The following is a 24,877-nucleotide window of genomic DNA, read 5'->3' as shown; positions in this document are numbered from 1 at the left end:
GTTGTTGTTTTTCAATCTGATATCATACATCTACATGGCAAGTATGAAGCCACCGGACACCTGCTCGAGCAGGACCCGTCTCGCCGGATCCGTGCCGGCCTCGGCGCTTGCATCATCGCCTGCCGTAGTATGCAGTGGAGTGGTTCCAGCCATAGAATCAGGATCAACCTGTCCTGTTGCTGCGAAGGCCTTCAATGTCTCGCTGGCTTCCCTCGAGATTATGTCATGTAGCCGTCCTGTATCGTCAAGCCAGGCCAATACATCATAGAAGCGCCGGATATTCTGCACATAATGTACGGGTTCCCAGCCACGGGCCTTGCCGTAACGGGTTTTCTCATAGTATTCCCTGTTCTGCAGCAGCGGCAGATACTTCATGACGTTGACCCATTTATTGGGGTCATCGCCTTTCTGACGGGTGATTTCCTGCGCATCCCTGACATGACCGATACCCACGTTATAGGCAGCCAGCGCGAACCAGGTACGATCAGGTTCCACGATGTCCTCGTCGAGGCGCTGGCGCAAGCCCCTCAGATAGACTGCAGCCCCACGAACGCTGGACTCAGGATCAAGTCGGTTCTTGATGCCAACTTCCTTCGCAGTCCGCAAGGTCAGCATCATCAATCCTCGGACGCCTGTCGGCGAGCGGGCGTAGGGGCGCCAATGCGATTCCTGATAACCCATGGCCGCGAGCAGTCGCCAGTCGAGATCCTCCTTCGCACTTGCAGCCAGAAAGAAATCGAGAAAGCGACTCAACCGCTCCTTGGCGTCGCGCTGAAAAACCGCCGCATTGACGTAGTCGAGCTGATCGATATGGCCGAAATACCTTTCGCGGAGCAAGGCTAGTGTGCCGTCTTGTTCTATCTCGGTAAAAAAATGTTGGGCTGCTTCAAGCAGGCTGTTGTCCTTACCCGGCGGGAAGACCCAGCTGACATCCAGTGGGTCCATGAGTTCGAAAGCTTTGCTCACCTCAGGAAACATGGCTGAATGAATGCCGTACTCGTACGAGTTCATGATTGCGAAGTCGTGGGCCTGCGCATCGATCAGGCTGAGGATATCCGCAGGATCGAGCGTATCACGCTCCTGCCACAATAGTTGAGGGTAGTCATTTGCCTGCATATCGATGAGATAGTCGATCTGGGCAGTCCTGGCTGGAACCAGCACTGACTTACCCAGCAGGTCACTCAACTCTCGAGGTCTGGTGGTTCCGCGCCGGTAGAGCACCAGCGGCTGGAACTGCTTATAGACGGGACCAAAGCGAAACTTCGGGTGCAGGCTGCGCGCCGCCTGCTGGCTCAGTCCGGTTGCCGCAATATCGGTGAAGCCCTGGCCAATGATCTCGTAGAGTTCCGGGACACCCTGGGTCACACGAATTCTGGGCTCGACGCCGAGATATTCGGCAAAGCGCACGGCCAGCTCATATTCGAAGCCTGCCGGCCCATCATCGGTTTCATAATAGGTTAACGGCCCGACACGGGTCGCCACATGCAGAACGCCTTCGCTTTTGATTTTCTCGACCTGATCAGGCCGGGTGCAGCCGGAGAGCATGGAAATGAGCAGAACGCAGATCATCAGTGGCAGCCAAAGATGCCGGTGGCGGGTTGGCGGCTCATAGCACAGTCCAATGCTGTGAGAGTCAGTCTGGCTCGATGCCGGCGAATACTTTATGATGCTCACCTTCCTTTCCACCTGCTCCGGTCAAAAAACCTTCGATTATGCACGAATTCAACGGGTCGTCAGCGCTCTCCAGTTTCCGAAAGCAGCGCCTGCTCAACCGCCTGCAGCAAGCCCATGGTACTACGATAGCCGATGTCGAAGCGCGCCACGTCTATTTTCTTGAAAGCGATCAGGATCTCAGTGCTCGCGATCGCCAACTCGCTGCCACACTGCTTGAAGCAGATCATGTAGAAGCAGGGCAGTGGCCGGATCATCCAAAGGACGCGGCGCCCCGTGATCTACAACTGGCATCATCGACGGCTGCAAGGGAGTCCAATCTCTTCCTGGTACTTCCGCGTCAGGGTACGATCTCTCCCTGGTCCTCCAAGGCCACTGATATCCTCCATAACTGTGGGCTCCACAGTATAGCGCGTGTCGAGCGTGGCACAGCCTACGCTGTAATAAGTGAGAACAAGCTCAAGGGTAAGGTCAGGAAGCAAATCGCAGCGCTGCTTCATGACCGGATGACCGAGTCGGTCTTCCACGAATTCGCGGCCGCATCCCTCTTATTCACGCATCGCTCGCCCGGTACCATGGACACCGTGGATATACTTGGTGGTGGAAGTGGAGCCCTGGAAAAGGCCAATGTCGAACTCGGCTTGGCACTTGCGCCAGATGAGATCGAGTACCTCGTCGCAGCCTTCGAAGGGCTGCAACGCAACCCGACGGATGTTGAACTCATGATGTTCGCGCAGGCCAATTCCGAGCACTGCCGACACAAGATTTTCAATGCCAGCTGGATCGTCGACGACGAAGCCTGTCCGCACTCCCTCTTTGGGATGATTCGCAATACATATAACAGCGCGCCTGACGGTATTCTCTCGGCCTATTCCGACAACGCTGCAGTCATCCAGGGATCAACTGGCGAGCGTTTTTTCGCAGATCCTGCCACTGGCTCGTACAAAGCAGTTGTAGAGCCGGCTCACATTCTCATGAAGGTGGAAACGCACAACCATCCCACCGCGATCAGCCCCTTCCCAGGCGCGGCTACTGGCTCCGGTGGTGAGATCCGTGACGAGGGTGCGACTGGTCGTGGCGCCAAGCCAAAAGCCGGGCTCGCCGGGTTTACGGTGTCGAATCTCTTCATACCCGGTGCCGTGCAACCCTGGGAAGAAAGCCCCGGTCGACCCGAGCGGTTTGCATCGCCACTGGAAATCATGATCGACGGGCCAATTGGCGCAGCGGCCTTTAACAATGAGTTCGGCCGTCCTAACCTCTGCGGCTATTTCAGAACCTATGAAATGCAGGCTGCGACGGTGAACGGCCTTGAATGGCGTGGCTATCACAAGCCGATCATGTTGGCCGGTGGTCTGGGTACTATCAGGGAAGAACATGTGCAGAAGGGCGAAGTTCCTGCAGGTTCACGCCTTGTCGTGCTTGGCGGACCTGCCATGCTGATCGGCCTTGGCGGTGGTGCTGCGTCGTCGGTAGGCGGCGGCGCTTCAAGTGAGGGCCTCGACTTCGCTTCAGTGCAGCGGGGCAATCCGGAAATGGAGCGGCGCTGCCAGGAAGTCATCGACCGCTGCTGGGAACTTGGCAGCTCCAACCCAATACTGTTCATCCATGATGTCGGCGCCGGCGGCTTGAGCAATGCTCTGCCCGAGCTGGTCAAGGATGCAGGGCGTGGCGGACAGTTTGAAATCCGCGACATCCCCTCTGATGAGCCGGGCATGTCGCCGATGGAAATCTGGAGTAACGAGTCGCAAGAGCGCTATGTATTGGCAATCGCTGAAGCATCTGTCGAGCGCTTCGACCAAATCTGTGCTCGTGAACGCTGCCCCTATGCCATAGTGGGCACTGCCACTGATGAGAAACACATCACCCTGAACGATCAGTATTTCGCCGACAAGCCGGTTGATCTGCCGATGCAGGTACTGTTTGGCAAGCCGCCGCGCATGGAGCGCAGCTTTAATCGCACCGGATTCACCAAAGCAACCTTCGACTCTACCCGTATAGATGTCAACGAAGCCGTAGATCGTGTGCTCTCGCTGCCAGCCGTTGCCAGCAAGAAATTTCTCATCACCATTGGCGACCGCACAATCAGTGGTCAAGTCTGCCGCGACCAGATGGTTGGTCCCTGGCAGGTGCCGGTTGCCGATTGCGCCGTGACCATGACCGGTTTTACTGGCTTTCACGGTGAGGCTATGGCCATGGGCGAGCGCACGCCTGTCGCCACCATAGACGCCGCCGCCAGCGCAAGAATGGCTGTCGGTGAGGTCATCACCAACATTGCGGCAGCGCGTATCCGGCATCTCTCCGATATTCGCCTCTCGGCTAACTGGATGTCTGCGGCTGCACATCCTGGTGAAAACGAAGCCTTGTATGATGCCGTCCATGCTGTAGGCATGGCACTGTGCCCTGAACTGGGCATAGCCATTCCGGTCGGCAAGGATTCAATGTCCATGAGTACACGCTGGAAGGTTGATGGCGAGCGCGCATTCGAGAACCAGAGCAGTGGCATGCAGCAGGAAGTCAGCGTCATCTCGCCGATGTCGCTGATCGTCAGCGGATTTGCACCAGTGCATGATGTTCGCCGCAGTCTCACCCCTCAGCTCCTACCGATCGCCGACACTACCCTGATCCTCATCGACCTCGGTTTCGGTCGCAATCGGGTTGGTGGCTCTGCGCTCACACAGGTGTTTAAGGCTACGGGAGCCATAGCGCCTGATCTCGATTCACCTTCGACCCTGGCCTGGTTTTTCGAAGTCATCCAGCATCTTAATGATGGTGACTACCTTCGTGCCTATCATGATCGCTCCGACGGCGGATTGTTCACTACACTGGCTGAAATGGCCTTTGCAGGTCGCTGTGGCGTGAACATTCAGCTGGATCGCTGGGTGAAGGAACGGTCGCACATCGTACGTGAACTCTTCAATGAGGAGCTTGGGGCTGTGCTTCAGGTTGAATCCAGGCACGTTCAGTACGTACATTCGATGTTCGTGCAGAATGGTCTTGAGGAGGCTTACCTCGAAATAGGCGAGGTGGTACCAGAGTCCGATCAGCTCATTTTCCGCTTTGCCGATGATGTCATAGTGCAACGGAGCAGAGCGAGCCTTGAGCGACTGTGGGCTCGCACCAGCTACGAAATTCAACGTCTGCGCGACAACCCCGAGTGTGCTGACGAGGAGTTCGCCATCATCGAATCCAACGATGATATCGGCCTGCGCAGCGAACCAAGCTTTGATATGAGCGAAGTCGAGGCACAGGCGGCTATCGTCAAGCGTTCAGGTCTGAGCGGCGTGACGGGAGGACAGGGCCGTCGGCGCATCGCGGTACTCCGTGAGCAGGGTGTGAACGGGCAGCTTGAGATGGCGGCCGCCTTTGCATCGATGGGGCTCGACAGCGTCGATGTTCATATGACCGACATTCTCTCCGGTAGAGTCTCCCTCAAGGACTTTGAAGCACTCGTCGCCTGCGGTGGGTTCTCCTATGGGGACGTTCTTGGAGCGGGCAGTGGATGGGCGAACACCATTCTTCACAACCCTCGCGCCAAGGATGAGTTCCAGGCCTTCTTCGAGCGCCCCGATACGCTCGCCCTGGGCGTGTGTAATGGCTGTCAGATGTTTGCCCAGATCAAGTCCCTGATCCCGGGTGCCGATCACTGGCCACGTTTCCTGCGAAATCGCTCCGAGCAGTTTGAAGCACGCCTTGTCATGGTCGAGGTCTGTCGATCGCCGTCAATCCTTCTTGATGGCATGGCTGGATCCATTCTTCCAGTTGCCGTGGCGCACGGGGAAGGACGTGCAGATCTGACTGACAAGCAGGCGGCCGAGCTTCAGAACCATCAGCTTGTCGCTCTTCGCTATGTCGATTCGACAGGTAAGCCGGCGAGTAGTTATCCAAGCAATCCCGGCGGATCGACTCGTGGTGTCACTGGCATGACAACTGCAGACGGTAGGGTGACTATCATGATGCCTCATCCCGAGCGCGTGTTCAGGGAGATTCAGCACTCCTGGAGTCCACGAGCCAACAATGGAGGGCGAAGCGACCGAACGGCGAGGCTTTCAGAGTTTAGCCCCTGGGCAAAGATGTTTTTGAACGCAGCCAAGCACTGAATACGCCTCTCAACTAGCCTCCCCTGGGCCACTCTGGCGTCATTGTGGCCCCAGGGTGGTGCGGTCCTGTAACCGTAACGGCTAAAACGTAACTAAATGTAAGCAACTGCTACTGAATGTAATGTCTTTGTCTAAAAATTAGGCAGGAAGCGTTTTGTTCGTCTTTTGCAAGCCCGAAATCGTTAATTTGGCATTTTTTTTCAATTCGGTCCGCGCTCTTATCAACAATATGGCATATCCGAAATAATCTTTGTCAAGCCCTCCTGCAAATACTTTGCTATTATCTTTCTATCTCGCAAGCTATTGATTTAACTAGATAAATGCAATTGGTTAAAACTCGAACAATTGGGAAACAAGTCCCTGTTCACAAGGCTTACAGCCTTCCATCAAAAAGCTATCCACAGTGATATCCACATTTTCTGTGGAGAAAGGTCGAAAGCCCTTAAAAATGAATCGTTTTTCACTGCCTGTGGATAACTTGTCCAGAACTTATCCTCAAGTATCACCTATATTAACAAAAACCGATTCGCCTAGCGGCAGATTTTGTAAAAACTACAAAATCGCAGCTCAAGTTGCCCACTATTGGGCGTGCCTGGTCCAATTGTGTAACTCAATGTATCCTGAGCGTGTGGCTGTTCAAGCCGATCTAAAGCGAGAGGAGCTGGCGTTGTCCTGTACAGGAACCGGACGTCGCCAGCTCCAAAGTCGGCGCAGCGGAATGTCGCGAAATCCACTGATAATCCCTCAGGAGGTCTGCCTTGCTGAAGTTGACTGTATATATCCCCGAGCCCGCCTTAGAGAAGGTCAAAGCAGCGCTTTTTGAAGCAGGTGCGGGGCGCTCGGGCCTCTACGATCGTTGCTGCTGGCTCGTAAAAGGAGAAGGGCAGTTCCGGCCGTTGCCAGGCAGTGAGCCGGCAATTGGCAAAATAGGCGAGACGGCGCATGTAGACGAATACAAGCTTGAAACCTTGCTTCCGGCCGAGCTGGCTGCAGATGTAGAGGCGGCGATCAGGCGCGCGCACCCCTATGAAGAACCTGCGTATGACTTTATCGAGCTATATCAGGTGAGGAACGACGACGCTAAGGCTACTTTGCCGGCTTCCACTGCGCAGTGAACTGATAAGGCGCCCCTGGCGAGGTCGCATCGAATCCGGGACGCGACCGCAGGCTGAAGTAATGGCGAAGCGTCTCCGTCACCGTTCGAAACGCCAGTTCTTCCCATGGAACCTCGGCTTCAGTGAAAAGGCGGGTCTCCAGGCTCTCGATACCGACACCGTGGACGCCATCGACAAGCTCGCCCAAGTAGTACATATGTACCTGCCCGATGTGCGGCACATCGCCAATAGACAGCAATCCATTGAGCCTGACTTCGCCCAGTGCCTCCTCCCGAGTTTCCCGTTGTGCAGCTTCGGCGACAGTTTCATCGGTTTCCATGAAACCTGCCGGTAGCGTCCAATAGTTTTTTCGCGGCTCGATGGCGCGTCGACACAGCAGGACCCGGTCCTCATGAACGGCAACTGCCCCGGCGACTATCTTTGGGTTGACGTAGTGAATTTCGCCGCACTGGCCGCAGACGGCTCTCGAACGGTTATCGCCGTCAGGCGTGCGATTCTGGGTAGGTTCTCCACAGGACATGCAGAAGCGAATAATCTGATTCAAGGCTATTTACCAGGTTGTTTGATTCGATGGCAAAGTCAAAGCAGCACAGTGTACTATTGACAGGATGACCGATTACGAAAAATTACAACGTTACCAGTTCCGAAGCCTCACCAGCAATCTCCCGCGAGCTGCTGTGATGATGCTGCTGACTGAGGAAGACGACCCCCAGATTATACTGACCAAGCGGTCCGAGATCCTTAGCACGCATCGCGGCCAGGTGGCCTTCCCGGGCGGCATGCAGGATCATGGAGATGCTACCTTGCTAGCGACAGCTCTCCGTGAGGTGTACGAGGAAATCGGCCTGCCCGCATCAAGCATCAAGCATCAAGCCAGGCTTAGCGATGTCTGGTCGAAACACGGCATTCTCGTCACACCGTTTGTGGGCTCAGTCGCGCCGGAGTTGCCTATGCGGATTGACACCTTTGAGCTTGAAAGCGTCTTCAAGGTGCCTCTGACCTTCTTCCTTAATGAAAAGCCTGCGCGCCTCGATAATCTCGGCTTTGGCAATCTCGAGTTGAAGGTGCCTGCCTGGTATTTTGGCCGCTATCATATCTGGGGTATGACCGCTGTCGTGCTCATGGAGTTTTTCCATGTCGCCTTCGAACAGATGCTTGGTCACGTCAGTGGCGATCTGCAGGTTGAGCTAGACCGCCTGGTATCCTGATTACCTCCATCTATAACCGGAGAACCTCGAATGATGTACACAATAGATGACAAGCAACCGACGCTCGAGGGCGCAGGCCATTTTGTTGCGCCCAACGCGACCTTGATCGGTAATATTGTGCTGAAAGCGAAAAGTAGTGTCTGGTTCAACGCGGTCCTCCGCGCCGACAACGACCTTATTGAAATTGGAGAAGCTTCGAACATCCAGGATGGCGCAGTTCTCCACACTGATCCAGGTATCAAGCTCATCATAGGCACAGGCGTCACCGTGGGGCACAAGGCCATGCTTCACGGTTGCACGATCGGCGACTATTCGCTCATTGGCATCAATGCAGTCGTTCTCAACGGGGCCAGGATCGGTAAGCACTGTATTATCGGTGCCAATGCGCTTATAACCGAAAACCAGGAAATTCCGGACGGAAGTCTTGTTGTCGGCTCTCCTGGTACGGTTAAAAAATCTCTGACTGACCAGCAGAAGAAATTACTCGAGGCTGGCGCCGCGCATTACGTTCACAATGCTGCACGCTATGCGAAAGGCCTGCAGGCTGTTGACGCACAATGAAATCGTTAGCAGCAGATTCCCAGAAATCCGCCTCTGATCCTCGCGCGGCCCGGACGGCCTCGGAGACGCCAGTTCGTTCGCCATGTGTCAGCATCTGCTGTCTCGACGAAAACGATATTTGTATAGGCTGTTATCGATCCGGGGATGAAATCTGCGCCTGGTCGGGTCTGAATAATGACCAACGCCGAGCCGTGCTTGAGCAGGTAGCCGTCCGCGAAAAGGCCAGCGGTCGCACGCTCTAAGCTATGTGACAGGTTGATCCCTCCTGCGCCCTGTCTGCCCTTGCCATGGTGTTTTAAGCCTATCCATCCTTCGTATTGGTATCTGTCATGAAAAACTCCACCCCGAACTTGCGACCAAATAACCCACTACTGATAGGCACGCCAGCCACTCGATCGGCACTACGCGTCATGCTTCTTGGCTCCGGAGAGCTTGGGAAAGAGCTCATCATGGTCCTGCAGGGGCTTGGCATCGAAACCATCGCGGTCGATCGATATGCCGGCGCACCTGCGATGCAGGTGGCCCATCATGCTGTCGTCATTAACATGCTCGACCCCAACGAGCTCCGAGAACTCATACTGCGGGAACGGCCGGACTATATAGTGCCCGAGATCGAGGCGATTGCGACCAGCGAGCTGGTCAAGCTGGAGAATGAGGGCTTCCGGGTTGTGCCCTCGGCAAGAGCCGTGAACCTCACTATGAATAGAGAAGGTATACGAAGACTCGCGGCTGAAGAGCTGGGGCTACCCACTACTCCATACGCATTCGCCGACTCATTGTTGGAGGCAAAGGATGCGGCAGCAAGACTCGGCTATCCCTGTGTCATGAAGCCGGTAATGAGCTCCTCTGGTAAGGGGCAGTCCGTGATTCGATCAGCGGAGGCAATTGAATCGGCCTGGAGCTATGCCCAGGCTGGGGGGCGATCCGGGGAAGGGCGGGTCATCGTCGAGGCCTTTATCCGGTTCGACTATGAGATTACCCAATTGACCGTGCGGCATGCCGGGGGTGTAAGCTTTCCCGATCCCATTGGCCACATTCAGGAAGACGGTGATTATCGGATGAGCTGGCAGCCGCAGCCCATGTCGGCAGACGCGCTGCGAGCCTCCCGCGAAATTGCCGAAAAGATAACCGCGGCATTAGGAGGCTACGGCGTCTTCGGCGTCGAACTATTCGTTCAAGGTGATAAGGTCTTCTTCAATGAGGTCTCACCCCGTCCGCACGACACCGGCCTCGTGACACTGATTACTCAGCGTCACTCACAATTTGCTCTGCACGCGCGAGCGTTGCTCGGTATTCCGGTCCCCTCGATCGAGCGACCACTTGCCGGTGCCTCGAAAGCGCTCCTGGTGGAGGGGCATAGTAGTGATGAAGGCATTCGTTTCCTGGGTGTGGACGATGTACTCGCCATGGCTAATGTTGACCTGCGCCTCTTTGGCAAGCCCGAGGTGCAGGGAAGGCGCCGCATGGGTGTGGTGCTTGCAAGCGCTAAAAGCGTCGACGAGGCCAAAGTGCGCGTGGAGTCTGCACACAACAAACTAAAGGCCGAGATATAAAAGCATTATATATCAACGGGATATGATCTATGCCGAGACAGCTGACTTGTATCAATTGCGTTACTTTGAAAAAAGTTCAAATCGGGTGTTGATCTTCCGATCCAGCTGCGTATAATGCGCAACTCCTTCGGGGCAAACAGCAAAACGCAGGCACACAGCAGGCGCTAAGCAAGGCACTGAAGACCGCTCTTTAACATAGATATCAAGCAATTTGTGTGGGTGCTTACCGGTACTGTTCTGATAAGAATGGTCAAGGTAAACACTGAAGCAATTCAGTAGTTTTAAACTTGCCATTGATGAAGTTATTTAGTTTTGATGATTTAAACTGAAGAGTTTGATCATGGCTCAGATTGAACGCTGGCGGCAGGCTTAACACATGCAAGTCGAGCGGTAGCAGGCCTTCGGGTGCTGACGAGCGGCGGACGGGTGAGTAATGCATAGGAATCTGCCTGGTAGTGGGGGATAGCCCGGGGAAACCCGGATTAATACCGCATACGCCCTACGGGGGAAAGGATGGGATCTTCGGACCATCCGCTATCAGATGAGCCTATGTCGGATTAGCTAGTTGGTGGGGTAAAGGCTCACCAAGGCGACGATCCGTAACTGGTCTGAGAGGATGATCAGTCACACTGGAACTGAGACACGGTCCAGACTCCTACGGGAGGCAGCAGTGGGGAATATTGGACAATGGGGGCAACCCTGATCCAGCCATGCCGCGTGTATGAAGAAGGCCTTCGGGTTGTAAAGTACTTTCAGTGGTGAGGAAGGGTAAGTCGTTAATAGCGGCTTACATTGACGTTAGCCACAGAAGAAGCACCGGCAAACTCCGTGCCAGCAGCCGCGGTAATACGGAGGGTGCGAGCGTTAATCGGAATTACTGGGCGTAAAGCGCGCGTAGGCGGTTATACAAGCGAGATGTGAAATTCCCGGGCTTAACCTGGGGACTGCATTTCGAACTGTATGGCTAGAGTTTTGGAGAGGAGAGTAGAATTCCCAGTGTAGCGGTGAAATGCGTAGAGATTGGGAGGAATACCAGTGGCGAAGGCGGCTCTCTGGCCAAAAACTGACGCTGAGGTGCGAAAGCGTGGGGATCAAACAGGATTAGATACCCTGGTAGTCCACGCTGTAAACGATGATCACTAGCCGTTGGAAGATTTAATCTTCAAGTGGCGCAGCTAACGCGATAAGTGATCCGCCTGGGGAGTACGGCCGCAAGGTTAAAACTCAAATGAATTGACGGGGGCCCGCACAAGCGGTGGAGCATGTGGTTTAATTCGAAGCAACGCGAAGAACCTTACCTGGCCTTGACATCCTGCGAACCCTCTAGAGATGGAGGGGTGCCTTCGGGAGCGCAGAGACAGGTGCTGCATGGCTGTCGTCAGCTCGTGTTGTGAAATGTTGGGTTAAGTCCCGTAACGAGCGCAACCCTTGTCCTTATTTGCCAGCACGTAATGGTGGGAACTTTAGGGAGACTGCCGGTGACAAACCGGAGGAAGGTGGGGACGACGTCAAGTCATCATGGCCCTTACGGCCAGGGCTACACACGTGCTACAATGGGGCGTACAGAGGGATGCAAAGCCGCGAGGTGGAGCGAATCTCACAAAGCGTCTCGTAGTCCGGATTGGAGTCTGCAACTCGACTCCATGAAGTCGGAATCGCTAGTAATCGCGAATCAGAATGTCGCGGTGAATACGTTCCCGGGCCTTGTACACACCGCCCGTCACACCATGGGAGTGGATTGCACCAGAAGTAGGTAGTCTAACCTTCGGGGGGACGCTTACCACGGTGTGGTTCATGACTGGGGTGAAGTCGTAACAAGGTAGCCGTAGGGGAACCTGCGGCTGGATCACCTCCTTAAACGCACGTCAGTCAGTGCAGGTTAAGTACCCACAACAAATTGCTTGATATGGTCGTACTTCAAGAGATGGTCTGACGAGTGAAAGGCCTGGACAGTTCTGGGTCTGTAGCTCAGGTGGTTAGAGCGCACCCCTGATAAGGGTGAGGTCGGTGGTTCGAGTCCACCCAGACCCACCAGAATTTCCCGATACGGCGTTGCAGAGCGCCTCGCATAGCACGCTATGCGTCGACCCTCTGCGCCTTGTCTCGGAAAATTCTGCGGAATCCCGCAAGTCAGCGGATTTTCCACAGTCAGTTACCTACCTATCTTTGCCTTGGCAGTATTTAGCTAACGCAGGATTGGTTTTGCGAATCAAGGCGCAAGCCGAACGAGTAAGGGAGTGACCTCTTGGTCATGACCGCAGCGAGTGAAGCTGGCAACGCCGAGTCGCGAAGCCAAGACAAGTTAGGGGCTATAGCTCAGCTGGGAGAGCGCTTGGTTTGCATCCAAGAGGTCTGCGGTTCGATCCCGCATAGCTCCACCATTACTGCAATACTCTTGAACACTACGACAACCACTGGTTTGACCAAAGCAGCTGATGGCTTCTTTGGTCAACCCACGGGTTGATGCTCTTTAACAATTTGGACAAGCTGAAGTAAACAACGAGTGGATAATTCTGACTTTGGTCAGATGAGATTCACGCGGAGTTTTACTGTAGTTGTACTCAGACGCAATACCGGCGATAGATTGTAGCAATACAATACATCGTGTTTGTGTCAGCAGAGAATCAGCAATGACGAAGGACCTGTAACAAGGTGTCCTGTAAAGGATGCGTTTGTTTTGGGTTATATAGTCAAGTGAATAAGCGCACAGGGCGGATGCCTTGGCAACTGGAGGCGATGAAGGACGTATGAGCCTGCGATAAGGTTCGGGGAGCTGGCAAACAAGCTATGATCCGGACATTTCCGAATGGGGCAACCCACTGCTTTTGAGCAGTATCATTTCCCGTACGGGAGGTGAGGCGAACCTGGAGAACTGAAACATCTAAGTACCCAGAGGAAAAGACATCAATAGAGATTCCCCAAGTAGCGGCGAGCGAACGGGGACCAGCCGATGTTATTTGTGTTAGAAGAACGACCTGGGAAGGTCGACCAGAGAGGGTGATAGTCCCGTATTCGAAAACACTTTTGACACGCATTAAGTAGGTCGGAGCACGTGGAATTCTGACTGAAGACGGGGGGACCATCCTCCAAGGCTAAATACTCCCAGTTGACCGATAGTGAACCAGTACCGTGAGGGAAAGGCGAAAAGAACCCCGGAGAGGGGAGTGAAATAGACCCTGAAACCCTGTGCGTACAAGCAGTCGGAGCAGACTTGTTCTGTGACGGCGTACCTTTTGTATAATGGGTCAGCGACTTACGTTTGGTAGCGAGCTTAACCGAATAGGGGAGGCGTAGGGAAACCGAGTCTGAATAGGGCGAATTAGTTGCTGGACGTAGACCCGAAACCGAGTGATCTAGCCATGGGCAGGTTGAAGGTTGAGTAACATCAACTGGAGGACCGAACCGTAATCTGTTGAAAAAGATTCGGATGACCTGTGGCTGGGGGTGAAAGGCCAATCAAACTCGGAGATAGCTGGTTCTCCCCGAAAGCTATTTAGGTAGCGCCTTGGACGAATACCACCGGGGGTAGAGCACTGTTTGGGCTAGGGGGTCATCCCGACTTACCAACCCCATGCAAACTCCGAATACCGGTGAGTACTATCCAGGAGACACACGGCGGGTGCTAACGTCCGTCGTGAAAAGGGAAACAACCCAGACCGCCAGCTAAGGTCCCCAAGTACCAGTTAAGTGGGAAACGATGTGGGAAGGCTCAGACAGCTAGGAGGTTGGCTTAGAAGCAGCCATCCTTTAAAGAAAGCGTAATAGCTCACTAGTCGAGTCGGCCTGCGCGGAAGATGTAACGGGGCTAAACTGGTCACCGAAGCTGCGGATGTATCTTAGGATACGTGGTAGGGGAGCGTTCTGTAAGCCGATGAAGGTGTGTTGAGAAGCATGCTGGAGGTATCAGAAGTGCGAATGCTGACATGAGTAACGAAAAGGGGAGTGAAAAACTTCCCCGCCGGAAGACCAAGGGTTCCTGCGCAACGCTTTTCGGCGCAGGGTGAGTCGGCCTCTAAGGCGAGGGTGAAAACCGTAGTCGATGAGAAACGAGTTAATATTCTTGTACTTAATTTAACTGCGATGTGGTGACGGAGAAGGCTAGGCCAGCGCACTGTTGGATGTGCGTTTAAGGTTGTAGGCTGGAGGTTCAGGTAAATCCGGATCTCCTTAAGGCTGAGGACTGAATACGAGCCCTTTTTTGGGCGAAGTGGTTGATGCCAGGCTTCCAGGAAAAGCCACTAAGCTTCAGGTTAGATTGAACCGTACCCCAAACCGACACAGGTGGTCAGGTAGAGAATACCGAGGCGTATGAGACAACTTGGGTGAAGGAACTAGGCAAAATGGTGCCGTAACTTCGGGAGAAGGCACGCTGGTTTTGGTGAAGGACTTGCTCCGTAAGCTGAGACCAGTCGAAGATACCAGGCCCCTGCGACTGTTTATTAAAAACACAGCACTCTGCCAACACGAAAGTGGACGTATAGGGTGTGACGCCTGCCCGGTGCTGGAAGGTTAATTGATGGGGTTAGCGTAAGCGAAGCTCTTGATCGAAGCCCCAGTAAACGGCGGCCGTAACTATAACGGTCCTAAGGTAGCGAAATTCCTTGTCGGGTAAGTTCCGACCTGCACGAATGGCGTAACGATGGGGGCGCTGTCTCCACCCAAGACTCAGTGAAATTGAAATCGCAGTGAAGATGCTGTGTATCCGCGGCTAGACGGAAAGACCCCGTGAACCTTTACTATAGCTTCACAGTGAACTTTGAGCCTGCTTGTGTAGGATAGGTGGGAGGCTTTGAAGCGGTGACGCCAGTCATCGTGGAGCCATCCTTGAAATACCACCCTGGCATGTTTGAGGTTCTAACTCCGGTATAACGGTACCGAGGACACTGTGTGGTGGGTAGTTTGACTGGGGCGGTCTCCTCCTAAAGAGTAACGGAGGAGCACGAAGGTGCGTTAAGTACGGTCGGACATCGTACGGTTAGTGTAATGGCATAAACGCGCTTAACTGCGAGACGGACAGGTCGAGCAGGTACGAAAGTAGGTCATAGTGATCCGGTGGTTCTGAATGGAAGGGCCATCGCTCAACGGATAAAAGGTACTCCGGGGATAACAGGCTGATACCGCCCAAGAGTTCACATCGACGGCGGTGTTTGGCACCTCGATGTCGGCTCATCACATCCTGGGGCTGAAGCCGGTCCCAAGGGTATGGCTGTTCGCCATTTAAAGTGGTACGCGAGCTGGGTTTAGAACGTCGTGAGACAGTTCGGTCCCTATCTGCCGTGGACGTTGGAAATTTGAGAAGAGCTGCTCCTAGTACGAGAGGACCGGAGTGGACGAACCGCTGGTGTTCGGGTTGTCATGCCAATGGCATTGCCCGGTAGCTACGTTCGGACGGGATAACCGCTGAAAGCATCTAAGCGGGAAGCCCCCTTCAAGATGAGATTTCCCGAATCCTTGAGATTCATAAGGGCCCTTAGAGACTATGAGGTTGATAGGTTGGGTGTGTAAGTGCTGTGAGGCATTGAGCTAACCAATACTAATTGCCCGAATGGCTTGACTATATAACGCCAAAGCAAAGGCGGTCAGATTTTCTCTGACACAAACAGGTATTGCGACTGCGCAAGCACCTGGTACAACTACACAGCTTGTCTAATTGTTGAAGACACCAAACACAAGCGAACAGTTTCGATCATGACTGTTCGTGAGTTGACGGAAGTGTGTGTACAGAACATCGTTTGCCATGGATGGCAAACGCGCCCTACAAGGATGTAGTCTTGGCGGGTTCTGTACACTCACTTCCGGCAACGGCCTCTGAAACGAGGTTAACCAGTTTTGCCTGATGATCATGGCGGACGTGAACCACCTGAATCCATTCCGAACTCAGTAGTGAAACCGTCCAGCGCCGATGGTAGTGTGGCACTTGCCCATGCGAGAGTAGGTCGTTGTCAGGCATCTACACCGAAAGCCCCGTTGCGAACGCAGCGGGGCTTTTTTTATGCGTGTCAGAAGTGCCGAAGCTCCTGTTATATAGGCCTTTTGTACTATTTTTGCCTCTTCGTTACAATTCGACGCTTTCTGAATGTAAAGCTCTGTAACAGATTTTAATCCGCGTATCCCTGAGTAGAACTTCCGTAAGTTTAAGCGCTTGCCCGATGTACATTGTAAGTTGCTGAGCGGGAGAGGGGCGCATATGCAGTGCGGGGATACGTTTTTCCTACATAAGCAAACAGTGAAATACACAGCCACTGGGTACTATCAATCCACGAACTTCAGCAATCAGCGCTTTTTACGACCGCGCAGATGCTGACGAAGTTTCATCGCCGCTGCCGCCCTATGAAGACATGTCAAACATGCATTGGCTGGCCGCTCATAAAAACTTTCGCTAAAAGTGGATACTATATGCAACCCAACATTACAACTTTGACTCGTGCAATTGGTTTCGCCGCCTTTCTGCCCGTGCTGTTCTCAGCTGAGACAGTTTTTGCTGCAACGCCTACCGGGCTGACGCTTGACAAGAGTACCCATCAAACTATTGGTGGCCGTGGTGATAACTGGACCTTGACCTGGGCAAAAGACGGTTCGACGCTTGTGACCATGGATGATGGCAACTGGTTCAGCGATACCGCCAATACATACAGCCACACTGTATATCGCATCAACTATCCAAGTTCCACATCAAGCAATTTCAGCATGTCGAACGTGAGCCGGCTGTCAAACTATCCGACCTTTTCGTACAAGAAGAGCTGTTCATTCGGCTATGGCCTGCTTGCCGTCGATGGTGTCATTTACAGCATGGTCAGCCGTTGTGAAGGTGTGAACTGGAACCAGTTCTACGGTATGAAACTGCTGAAATCATATGACAATGGCAGTACCTGGTATCGAGTCGACAAGAATGGCGGCGAAGATTATATGGGCGCCTGGGACTCCGAGCGTGATAGTCGCAACAGCAGCGAATACTTTTTCTACAAGGGCAATGGTGTGACCCATTGGGACAGTGCCAAGGGCAACGTCACCTACTACCCGTTTGTTTATAATACCTTCGTACAGGCTGGCAAAGACTACCAGCATGGTCTGCAGCGAGATGGCTATATCTATATCTACTCGCCCGACCCATCCCATGCTTCCAAAGTAAACATGGCCCGTGTGAAGCACTACGACATCGGTGTGCGCGCCAACTGGGAATACTTCACCCGTTACGACAGCAATGGCAACCCACAGTGGACCAAGGATATTAATCAGCGCGGCGTCGCTTACAGTCTGAGAAGAACTGACAGCAACGGTAATCCCATCAGCTGGTATTCTGGCTTGCCTGATATCGTCTACAACCCAGGCCTGGGCAAATACATCATGGTGAATGGTGGTATGTATGCCAAGACATATAACGGTCTGGATGCTGGCAAGAATAACGGTTCGGGCTCGCTGACATTCTACTCTTCAGACAACCCATATGGACCGTGGAAGGAATTCAAGCATATTGACCATTTCACAGCGACATCGAGCACTGAGCGTACGTATCAGCCCAAGCTAGATCCAAAGAATATGAGCAGTGACGGTCGTCAGATGAATCTGATCTGGTCGGATCATGCTGGTCCTTTCGATACCAAGTATTACACCTTCAATCAGATGAAGATCAATCTCAGTGTGGGTAGCGACAGCGGTGGTTCGACTGGTGGCGGCTCGGGTGGTGGTACAACTGGAGGAACCACGACTCCACCTGCATCCGGTCCCGTAAAAGTGACTGCATCGAGTGTTGAAGCGGAAGCGCTCACACTGAGCGGTTACAGTGTTGAAGGCGGCAGCAGCGGTAGTGTAGTCAAGGTGGCCTCATCCTCACATAACGGAACTGGCAGCCTGTCCATGATTTTCGGCAGAGCTTCTGGCAATTACGATGTCAACGTTCGCGTACTGGCCGAGAACGATGGGCAGTCGACTCTGAAGCTGTACGTAAATGGCAAATACATAGCAACCAAGACGTTCCCGAAGGTGGCCAATTTTGCCACGCTAAGCTTTGGCAATGTCGCTATCAACTCTGGCGATACGGTGAAAATCGTGGGTCAGAAGGACGGCTATGCGACTTTCGCACGGGTCGACAGCATCGCATTTGCTGCTGCTGGCGGCACGTCGACGCCTGCGCCGACTGAGCCTACCGGGAATACCGGTGGTAGCAATGGTGGAAGCACAGCTACAGTCGTCTCATCTATCGAAGCTGAAACCATGTCTTTGTCCGGCTTCAGTGTTGAGCAGTCTTCACGTATCAAGGTCAGCAGCTTTGCTGCCAATGCGAGTGGTAGTGCTAAGGCGACGTTTAATGGCAATAGTGGCAGCTACACAGTCAATATCGACGCGATCGCTGAGGATGATGGTCAGTCCACAATTGAGCTACATGTCGGCGGAAAGCTGATCGGCGCGAAGCGTTTGGCACGAGTTGCCAGGGATGAGACGCTTGCTTTCACAGGCGTCTACATTGCAAAAGGGCAGGAGCTCAAGATAGTTGGTCATAAAGATGGTTATGCGACCTTCGCAAGAATAGATCGCGTCCGCATCGAGTCTGGCGGTTCGACTTCTCAGCCGGCGCCGACCCCGACGCCTACTGAGCCGACAAGTGGCGAAGGTTCTTCATCCATGGAGATGGAAGCTGAGTCAATGGCACTTAGCGGTTATGGCATCGAAAGCAATGCACGAATTGCGGTCTCCAGCTCCGCCCATAACGGTACTGGTTCTGCCAGCTTCACCTCCAAAGTGAAATCAGGCACCTACACGCTCGGCGTCAAAGTGCTGGCTGAAGACGATGGAGAGTCCAAAGTATCGCTGTATGTCGATGGTGCCTATGTGGGTCAGCAGAGCTTTCCCCGAGTGGTCGGCTACCGCACACTGAACTTCGCGAATGTGGCATTGAAGTACGGTCAGACCATCAAGCTGGTCGGGCAGAAGGATGGCTATGCTACCCGGGCTCGAATCGACAAAATCAATATAGATTGATGTAATCGCAAGCGCAGTGTTGACTAGCACCGGCCAGTAATGGCCGGTGCTTTTTTGTGTGCTGAATTAAATGGCTGGTTATACTGGAGGCAAATTGAAGGCTACTGTATGACTGCATTACCCACTACCGATGGGATATATCTGATATCCCTCTCTGACGACCACTGTATGGCGCGGTCGACTACTGGACACCTGTCTGATGTCGAAAACCAGCGCGCTGAGACAATCGCTCATCCCCTGGCTCGCCGGTGTTTCGAGATGGGACGCTTTTACTTGCGAACTTTGCTAGGCGCCCGGTTAGGCCTTGAGCCTGCTGCCGTGCCCATCGGGATAGGGCCCACGGGGAAACCAGAGCTGGCACTAGCCTCTGATTGCCTGCCATGTCATTTCAGTCTGTCCCATTCAGGAAACTGTATAGCAATTGCGCTAAGTGAGCAGGCCGTGGGCGTAGATCTGGAGACGCGCTGCCCGCCAAGCTGGAAAAGCATTGCCCGCCGTTTTTTCAGCGATTCCGAGCAGGCCTGGATTGCTCAGGCCGAATGCCCTGAAATCGCTTTTGTGAGGCTTTGGACCATGAAAGAGGCGGCCGTCAAACTATCAGCCGGAACACTGCTGCGAGGTCTGCGGGATTTTGAGCTATTAAGCCCCGAAGAGAGCGCCCTGATGTCTCCATCTGATAGACCGATCAGGACATCCAGCTACGTGTTATCTGAGAAGCAGTGGCTGTCGACAGCAGCTTTCTCTGATGGCCAAAAGAAAGAGCGAATTTTTCCGCTTTTTGAAAGGGCAGAGAAGGATGCCTGGTCATTAATTGAACGTGTGGAAAATCAATACCTTATGCGTGGAATTTGTGCAAGCGGGCAAGTCTGATTTCGCGATGCGTTCGTGCTTTCTGAACAGATCATACGCATTTACCCCAATTGGACGATTCTCTAGTCCCTCTCCTTCCCTATACTCCGGGCACTTGGCAGAAAAACAAGACCGATGCCAAACGAGATGCTGTTCTGCATTCAGTGGGTTCTGGTGACGCTGCGCTTAATCTATTAGCGCTTGTCAGTTGGGCCTGAACGCAGGATCAGCAGTATCGCGTCCGCGTGAATATCGTTATTTGTCCGCGGCTAACCCAAAATTTGGTGAAGTGATCATTATGCTATTCAAGAACTTCCATGCGTCATCATTAGTCAGGATCGCCTGTCTGATGCCAGCGCTGGCAATGGTGCCGACACTCGAAGCTGCAACGCCAAAGAGCGTCACGCTTGAGACAAGTACGCATCAGAAAATCGGTGGCCGTGGTGATAACTGGACACTGACATGGGCCAAGGATGGTTCTACGCTGGTTACAATGGACGATGGCAACTGGTTCAGCTCCAGCGCAAACACCTATAGCCACGCGATCTACCGCATCAACTATCCAAGCTCTTCCTCCAGCAACTTCAGCATGTCCAATGTGAGTCGGCTGTCGAACTATCCGACCTTCTCATATAAGAAGAGCTGCTCCTTCGGTTACGGTCTGCTTTCTGTTGATGGCGTTATCTATAGCATGGTCAGCCGCTGTCGCGGAGAGAACTGGAACCAGTTCTACGGCATGAAACTGTTAAAGTCGTATGACAACGGCAGCACATGGTATCGCGTCGACAAGAATGGCGGTGAAGATTACATGGGTGCCTGGGATTCCAACAGGGACAGCCGTGACAGTAGTGAGTACTTCTTCTACAAGGGCAAGGGCTACACGCACTACGACAGTGCCGTCGGGGCCATGACCTATTACCCCTTCGTCTATAACACCTTCGTGCAGGCTGGCAAAGATTACCAGGAAGGTCTGAACCGCGATGGTTACGTCTACATTTACAGCCCTGATCCTACCCATGCATCGAAGATCAACCTTGCTCGAGTCAAGCACTATGAGCTGGACGTTCGGGCGAACTGGGAATTCTTCAAGTATTACGATACTAGCGGCCGTCCAGTCTGGACCAAGAACATAGATGATCGTGGCGTAGTGCATTCGCTGCGCAGGACCGACAGCGCTGGCAATCCAATTAGCTGGTACTCGGGTCTGCCTGACGTGGTCTATAACAAGGGTCTGGGCAAGTACATCATGGTCAATGGTGGCATGTACGCCAAGACTTATAATGGCACCGACGCCGGCAAGAACAATGGATCAGGCTCGCTGACTTTCCATTATTCGGACAACCCGTACGGACCGTGGAAGGAGCTACGTCACATCGATCACTTCACTGCGAGTAGCAGTTCCGAACGCACGTATCAGCCCAAGCTCGATCCTAAGAACATCAGTAGTGATGGCACCAGAATGACGCTGATCTGGTCGGATCACGCTGGTCCGTTCTCAAGCAACTATTACACCTTCAACCAGATGCAGATCAAGATCGGTGTCGATTCTGATAGTGGTTCAGGTGGTTCAGGTGGCGGCGAAACAATTGATCCGCCTTCTGTTCCATCAACAGGTGGACCCGTCGTTGGTTCGAGTGCGGAAGCCGAAAAGCTGTCTCTGAGTGGATACAGTATTGAAAGCGGCAGCCGTATCAAGGTGTCTTCCTCTGCAGCTAATGCGACCGGCAGCGCTCAAATGAGCTTCGGTCTCAGCTCTGGTACCTATGATGTGAATGTGAAGGTGCTTGGAGAGGACGATGGTCAGTCTACGGTCAAGCTCTACGTAAACGGCAAGTATGTCGGTACGAAGACCTTCCCGCGTAAGAATGCCTTCGAAACTCTGACCTTTGCCGGCGTCTCGCTCAGCAAGGGTGATGTCATCAAGCTGGTCGGTCAGAAAGATGGTTACGCTACGTTCGCACGGATCGACGGACTGAGCTTCAGCCAGGGCGGGTCAGCACCTGCTCCTGAGCCGACTTCGCCAACGCCGACGACGCCGAGTGCTGGTGAAATTCTTGCCAAAACCCTCTCACTGAGTGGCTATTCCGTTCAATCCAATGGCTTGATTGGCGTCAGCTCCTCAGCCGCGAATGGTACCGGTAGCGCTCAGTTGACCTTCGGACAGAGCTCGGGCAGCTATACCGTCAACGTCCGTGCGCTTGGGGAAGACGATGGTCAGTCCACTCTGAAGCTCTATGTCAACGGTAAGTATATCGGCGTTCAAACCTTCCCACGGAAGGCCGCCTATACAACGCTTTCATTTGCAGGTGTGCAGATAAACAAGGGTGATATCGTCAAACTGGTTGGTCAGAAAGACGGTTACGCAACACGGGCACGATTCGAAAGCCTCAGCTTTGCCAGCCAGGGTAGCTCTGCGCCAAGTGAGCCATCCGCCGGTGGTGGTACTTCAGCTGGCTTCAGTTCGGCTATTGAAGCCGAAGCCATGAAGTTGAGTGGCTATAGCGTTGAGAGCGGCGATCGTATCAAGGTGTCGAGCGGTTCAGCCAATGCGTCAGGCTCTGCTTCCGCAACCTTTACCGGCACGTCAGCCCGTTACACTGTGAACGTGGATGCGATAGCCGAAAACGATGGGCAATCCACAATTGAACTCTACGTTGCTGGTAATCGCGTTGGTTCGAAGAAACTGAGTCTTGCCGCGAGGGACGAAACTTTGTCCTTTACTGATGTCGCTATCAACAATGGCCAGGAAGTAAAACTGGTCGGTCGAAAGGATGGCTATGCGACGTTCGCAAGAATCGACAAGGTACGTCTCGGTGGTGGCTCAGGTAGCATCAGCAATCCCGAGCCAACAGCGCCTACAGCACCAACTTCGCCAACAACTGGCGGCGGTTCGTCGATGAGTGTTGAGGCCGAGAAAATGTCCCTTAGCGGTTATGGCATTGAGGGCGGCGCACGCATCGTGTTGAAGAGTTCAGCTGCCAACGGCACTGGTTCAGCAACATTCAGCTCTACTGTAGAGAGTGGCAACTACAACGTTGTGGCAAGGGTGCTTGCGGAAGATGACGGTCAGTCGAAGCTTAGTCTCTATGTCGACGGCGTCTACAAGGGACAGCAAACGTTCCCTCGTGTGGTTGGATATCGCGACCTGACCTTCAGCAATGTGTCGTTGAAGCCGGGGCAGACCATCAAGCTGGTTGGCCAAAAAGATGGCTATGCCACCTTCGCGCGAGTCGACAAGGTTACGATACAGTAAGCCTCAGTTGCTCGCTCAAGATCCGGCGCTGTTCCAGCGTCGGATTTTTTTTGTCTGAAGTATTGTCCTCGCATCGCTGGGATCTCACCAAGCTGGTGCGATTGTCAAAGCATAGTCCTGTCGCGCCAGTGTCTTTCAATCAGAGGTTTGTTTAAACATGATCAAGGTTTTTTCGGGTGGCACAAAGCACTCAGGATTCATATCAACAAGGCCACGGAATGCGGCGCCACCTGCTCTGTCTGTGTCGCTGGCACTCGCAGCATTGTTCACTGCCCAAGCTTCGGCGGCTAAGGAGCCGGCGCCGGAATGGAGCGGGATTGTTCAGGCGGGAGTCGTTATGACGAGCGGCAATGCTGAATCACAGACTCTGTCGGGCAAGTGGACGCTGATCAGGGAGGTGGAGAACTGGCGCTCCAATCTGCGACTTGAAGGCATCAATCAAAGTAGTAATGACGAGCGTAGTGTCGAACGCTATCTTGGTGCAGTGCAGCAGGACTACAAATTCAACGAACTTCAGTATTCCTTCCTTCGCAGCGAGTACATGACCGAGCGTTTTACTGGTGTGGAGTATGAACTGACGGCGGCATTGGGTTATGGGCATCGGCTGATCGATACGGAGGCCCAGCGTCTGGAGATCGAGTTTGGCCCTGGTTATCGTCGGACCCAGCTGGAGGAGGGCGGAGAGGTGACTGAAGAGGCCATATTCCGCTCTTCACTTGGCTATCTTTGGGAAATCAATGATACCGCACGATTTGAGCAGGAGCTTACGAACGAGACAGGCTCGGAAAAGAGTGTGACCAAATCCACTTCCACGCTTCAGACGAAGGTCAGTAATGAAATCTCCCTGAGCGTCGGCTACACACTCAGGCATACCAGTCAGGTTCCGGTAGGCAAAGAGAAAGTTGATACCGAGACTACACTCTCACTCGCCTTTGCCTACTGATGTTTCCTCCGCCTCATTCGATTAGTAGTCATGACGTAGCACTGCAGCTTGCCGAGGGTTATAGTCAGCTCAAATCGTTCATTGATGAGGCCTTGGTGCATTGGACGACGGTATGCGCTTGTATTACCAGAATGAGGCAGAGTAACAATGGAAGTAATCGAAGAGCGCAAGCTTCATGAGAGCCCGGTCGGTTTTATCAATGGCTGGGTGGTGGAGAACGGGTTTACAAGTATCGCCTTTTTGGGTTCGGCGCCCCCGCTGTCTGCTGCGAAAAGTCGCGATATCACGCTGAGTGACGCAGCAGGTATGAGCCCTCTGGAGCTTGTGGGTTCGGCATTGCCCCCAGACTGTCTGGTGGTTTCGGACTACCTCGAATCAATGGAGGCTGAAGCAGCCATACAGTTGCTGGCTGGCTATCGGAATGCGTTGATCGTCTCGGTCATCGTTTTTGTCGATCTTGCGGCGTCTCCGTTGACGGCAAAGGATTTCGTGGCTCTGGGTTTTCATCATTGTGCGTCTTTCGAGCACGAGGCGCATGCGCTTCATGCCTTCGAATACAATATCAACTCCTATAACTTCAGGCGTTTGTGGAACAACGCCGAAAATTGGGCAAATCCGGAAAATTTCGGCAGGTACTGGTGGTAATAGAGC

The 24,877-nt window shown here is 53.5% G+C and carries 13 protein-coding genes, 2 tRNA genes and 3 rRNA genes; 16 read left to right on the top strand and 2 right to left on the bottom strand.

The window, feature by feature from the left end; all coding sequences use genetic code 11:
- Nucleotides 1-30: 30 nt before the first annotated feature.
- On the bottom strand, nucleotides 31-1,674 hold the full coding sequence (gene mltF, locus ACH3PB_RS09095) for a membrane-bound lytic murein transglycosylase MltF (RefSeq protein WP_416399140.1): 1,644 nt from the start codon (nucleotides 1,672-1,674) through the stop codon (nucleotides 31-33).
- A 38-nt stretch (nucleotides 1,675-1,712) separates the two neighbouring features.
- Here mltF and purL point away from each other — a divergent pair, with 38 nt between their 5' ends.
- Nucleotides 1,713-5,768 carry a phosphoribosylformylglycinamidine synthase gene (gene purL, locus ACH3PB_RS09090; protein ID WP_416399139.1) on the top strand — a complete coding sequence of 1,352 codons (4,056 nt, stop codon included), beginning with the start codon at nucleotides 1,713-1,715 and terminating at the stop codon, nucleotides 5,766-5,768.
- 758 nt (nucleotides 5,769-6,526) lie between these two features.
- Nucleotides 6,527-6,883 (top strand): NGG1p interacting factor NIF3, encoded by a 357-nt coding sequence (locus ACH3PB_RS09085; protein WP_416399138.1) that lies wholly within the window; start codon nucleotides 6,527-6,529, stop codon nucleotides 6,881-6,883.
- Here the strand turns inward: ACH3PB_RS09085 and ACH3PB_RS09080 are convergent.
- Entirely contained in the window at nucleotides 6,855-7,427 is a 573-nt protein-coding gene (locus ACH3PB_RS09080; RefSeq protein ID WP_416399137.1) for an NUDIX hydrolase, read from the bottom strand. The genes ACH3PB_RS09085 and ACH3PB_RS09080 overlap by 29 nt on opposite strands.
- A gap of 64 nt (nucleotides 7,428-7,491) precedes the next feature.
- Between ACH3PB_RS09080 and ACH3PB_RS09075 the strand changes: the two genes are divergently transcribed.
- From ACH3PB_RS09075 to ACH3PB_RS09010, 14 genes are all read left to right on the top strand, one after another.
- Complete coding sequence (locus tag ACH3PB_RS09075; RefSeq protein WP_416399136.1) at nucleotides 7,492-8,091, top strand: NUDIX hydrolase; 600 nt, start codon at nucleotides 7,492-7,494, stop codon at nucleotides 8,089-8,091.
- A 30-nt stretch (nucleotides 8,092-8,121) separates the two neighbouring features.
- Entirely contained in the window at nucleotides 8,122-8,652 is a 531-nt protein-coding gene (locus ACH3PB_RS09070; protein ID WP_416399135.1) for a gamma carbonic anhydrase family protein, read from the top strand.
- The gene (locus tag ACH3PB_RS09065; protein ID WP_416399134.1) at nucleotides 8,649-8,894 is read left to right on the top strand and encodes a DUF1289 domain-containing protein; all 246 of its coding nucleotides are present in this window, start codon (nucleotides 8,649-8,651) and stop codon (nucleotides 8,892-8,894) included. The genes ACH3PB_RS09070 and ACH3PB_RS09065 overlap by 4 nt, the downstream gene beginning before the upstream one ends.
- An 87-nt stretch (nucleotides 8,895-8,981) precedes the next feature.
- Nucleotides 8,982-10,205, top strand: a complete 1,224-nt coding sequence (purT, locus tag ACH3PB_RS09060) for a formate-dependent phosphoribosylglycinamide formyltransferase (RefSeq protein WP_416399133.1) — start codon at nucleotides 8,982-8,984, stop codon at nucleotides 10,203-10,205.
- Between the two features lie 322 nt (nucleotides 10,206-10,527).
- A 16S ribosomal RNA gene (locus ACH3PB_RS09055) occupies nucleotides 10,528-12,062 on the top strand.
- 100 nt (nucleotides 12,063-12,162) lie between these two features.
- A tRNA-Ile gene (locus tag ACH3PB_RS09050) sits at nucleotides 12,163-12,239 on the top strand.
- 271 nt (nucleotides 12,240-12,510) lie between these two features.
- Nucleotides 12,511-12,586 (top strand) — tRNA-Ala (locus tag ACH3PB_RS09045).
- 307 nt (nucleotides 12,587-12,893) lie between these two features.
- Nucleotides 12,894-15,763 (top strand): 23S ribosomal RNA (locus ACH3PB_RS09040).
- A gap of 274 nt (nucleotides 15,764-16,037) precedes the next feature.
- A 5S ribosomal RNA gene (rrf, locus tag ACH3PB_RS09035) occupies nucleotides 16,038-16,153 on the top strand.
- The 16S, 23S and 5S rRNA genes sit together here with 2 tRNA genes alongside, the layout of an rRNA operon.
- A 448-nt stretch (nucleotides 16,154-16,601) precedes the next feature.
- Entirely contained in the window at nucleotides 16,602-19,181 is a 2,580-nt protein-coding gene (locus ACH3PB_RS09030; protein ID WP_416399132.1) for a hypothetical protein, read from the top strand.
- Between the two features lie 441 nt (nucleotides 19,182-19,622).
- Entirely contained in the window at nucleotides 19,623-20,051 is a 429-nt protein-coding gene (locus tag ACH3PB_RS09025; RefSeq protein WP_416399131.1) for a 4'-phosphopantetheinyl transferase family protein, read from the top strand.
- A 328-nt stretch (nucleotides 20,052-20,379) separates the two neighbouring features.
- Nucleotides 20,380-23,283 (top strand): hypothetical protein, encoded by a 2,904-nt coding sequence (locus ACH3PB_RS09020; protein WP_416399130.1) that lies wholly within the window; start codon nucleotides 20,380-20,382, stop codon nucleotides 23,281-23,283.
- A 337-nt stretch (nucleotides 23,284-23,620) separates the two neighbouring features.
- The gene (locus tag ACH3PB_RS09015) at nucleotides 23,621-24,226 is read left to right on the top strand and encodes a DUF481 domain-containing protein (protein WP_416399129.1); all 606 of its coding nucleotides are present in this window, start codon (nucleotides 23,621-23,623) and stop codon (nucleotides 24,224-24,226) included.
- A gap of 147 nt (nucleotides 24,227-24,373) precedes the next feature.
- On the top strand, nucleotides 24,374-24,871 hold the full coding sequence (locus ACH3PB_RS09010; protein ID WP_416399128.1) for a DUF6231 family protein: 498 nt from the start codon (nucleotides 24,374-24,376) through the stop codon (nucleotides 24,869-24,871).
- Nucleotides 24,872-24,877 lie beyond the last annotated feature (6 nt).

It is taken from the genome of Allohahella sp. A8 (assembly GCF_047946665.1).
Taxonomy (GTDB): Bacteria; Pseudomonadota; Gammaproteobacteria; order Pseudomonadales; family Oleiphilaceae; genus Allohahella.
The sequence above is the reverse complement of the archived record's forward strand: the minus strand, read 5'-3'. Positions and strand labels throughout refer to the sequence as shown.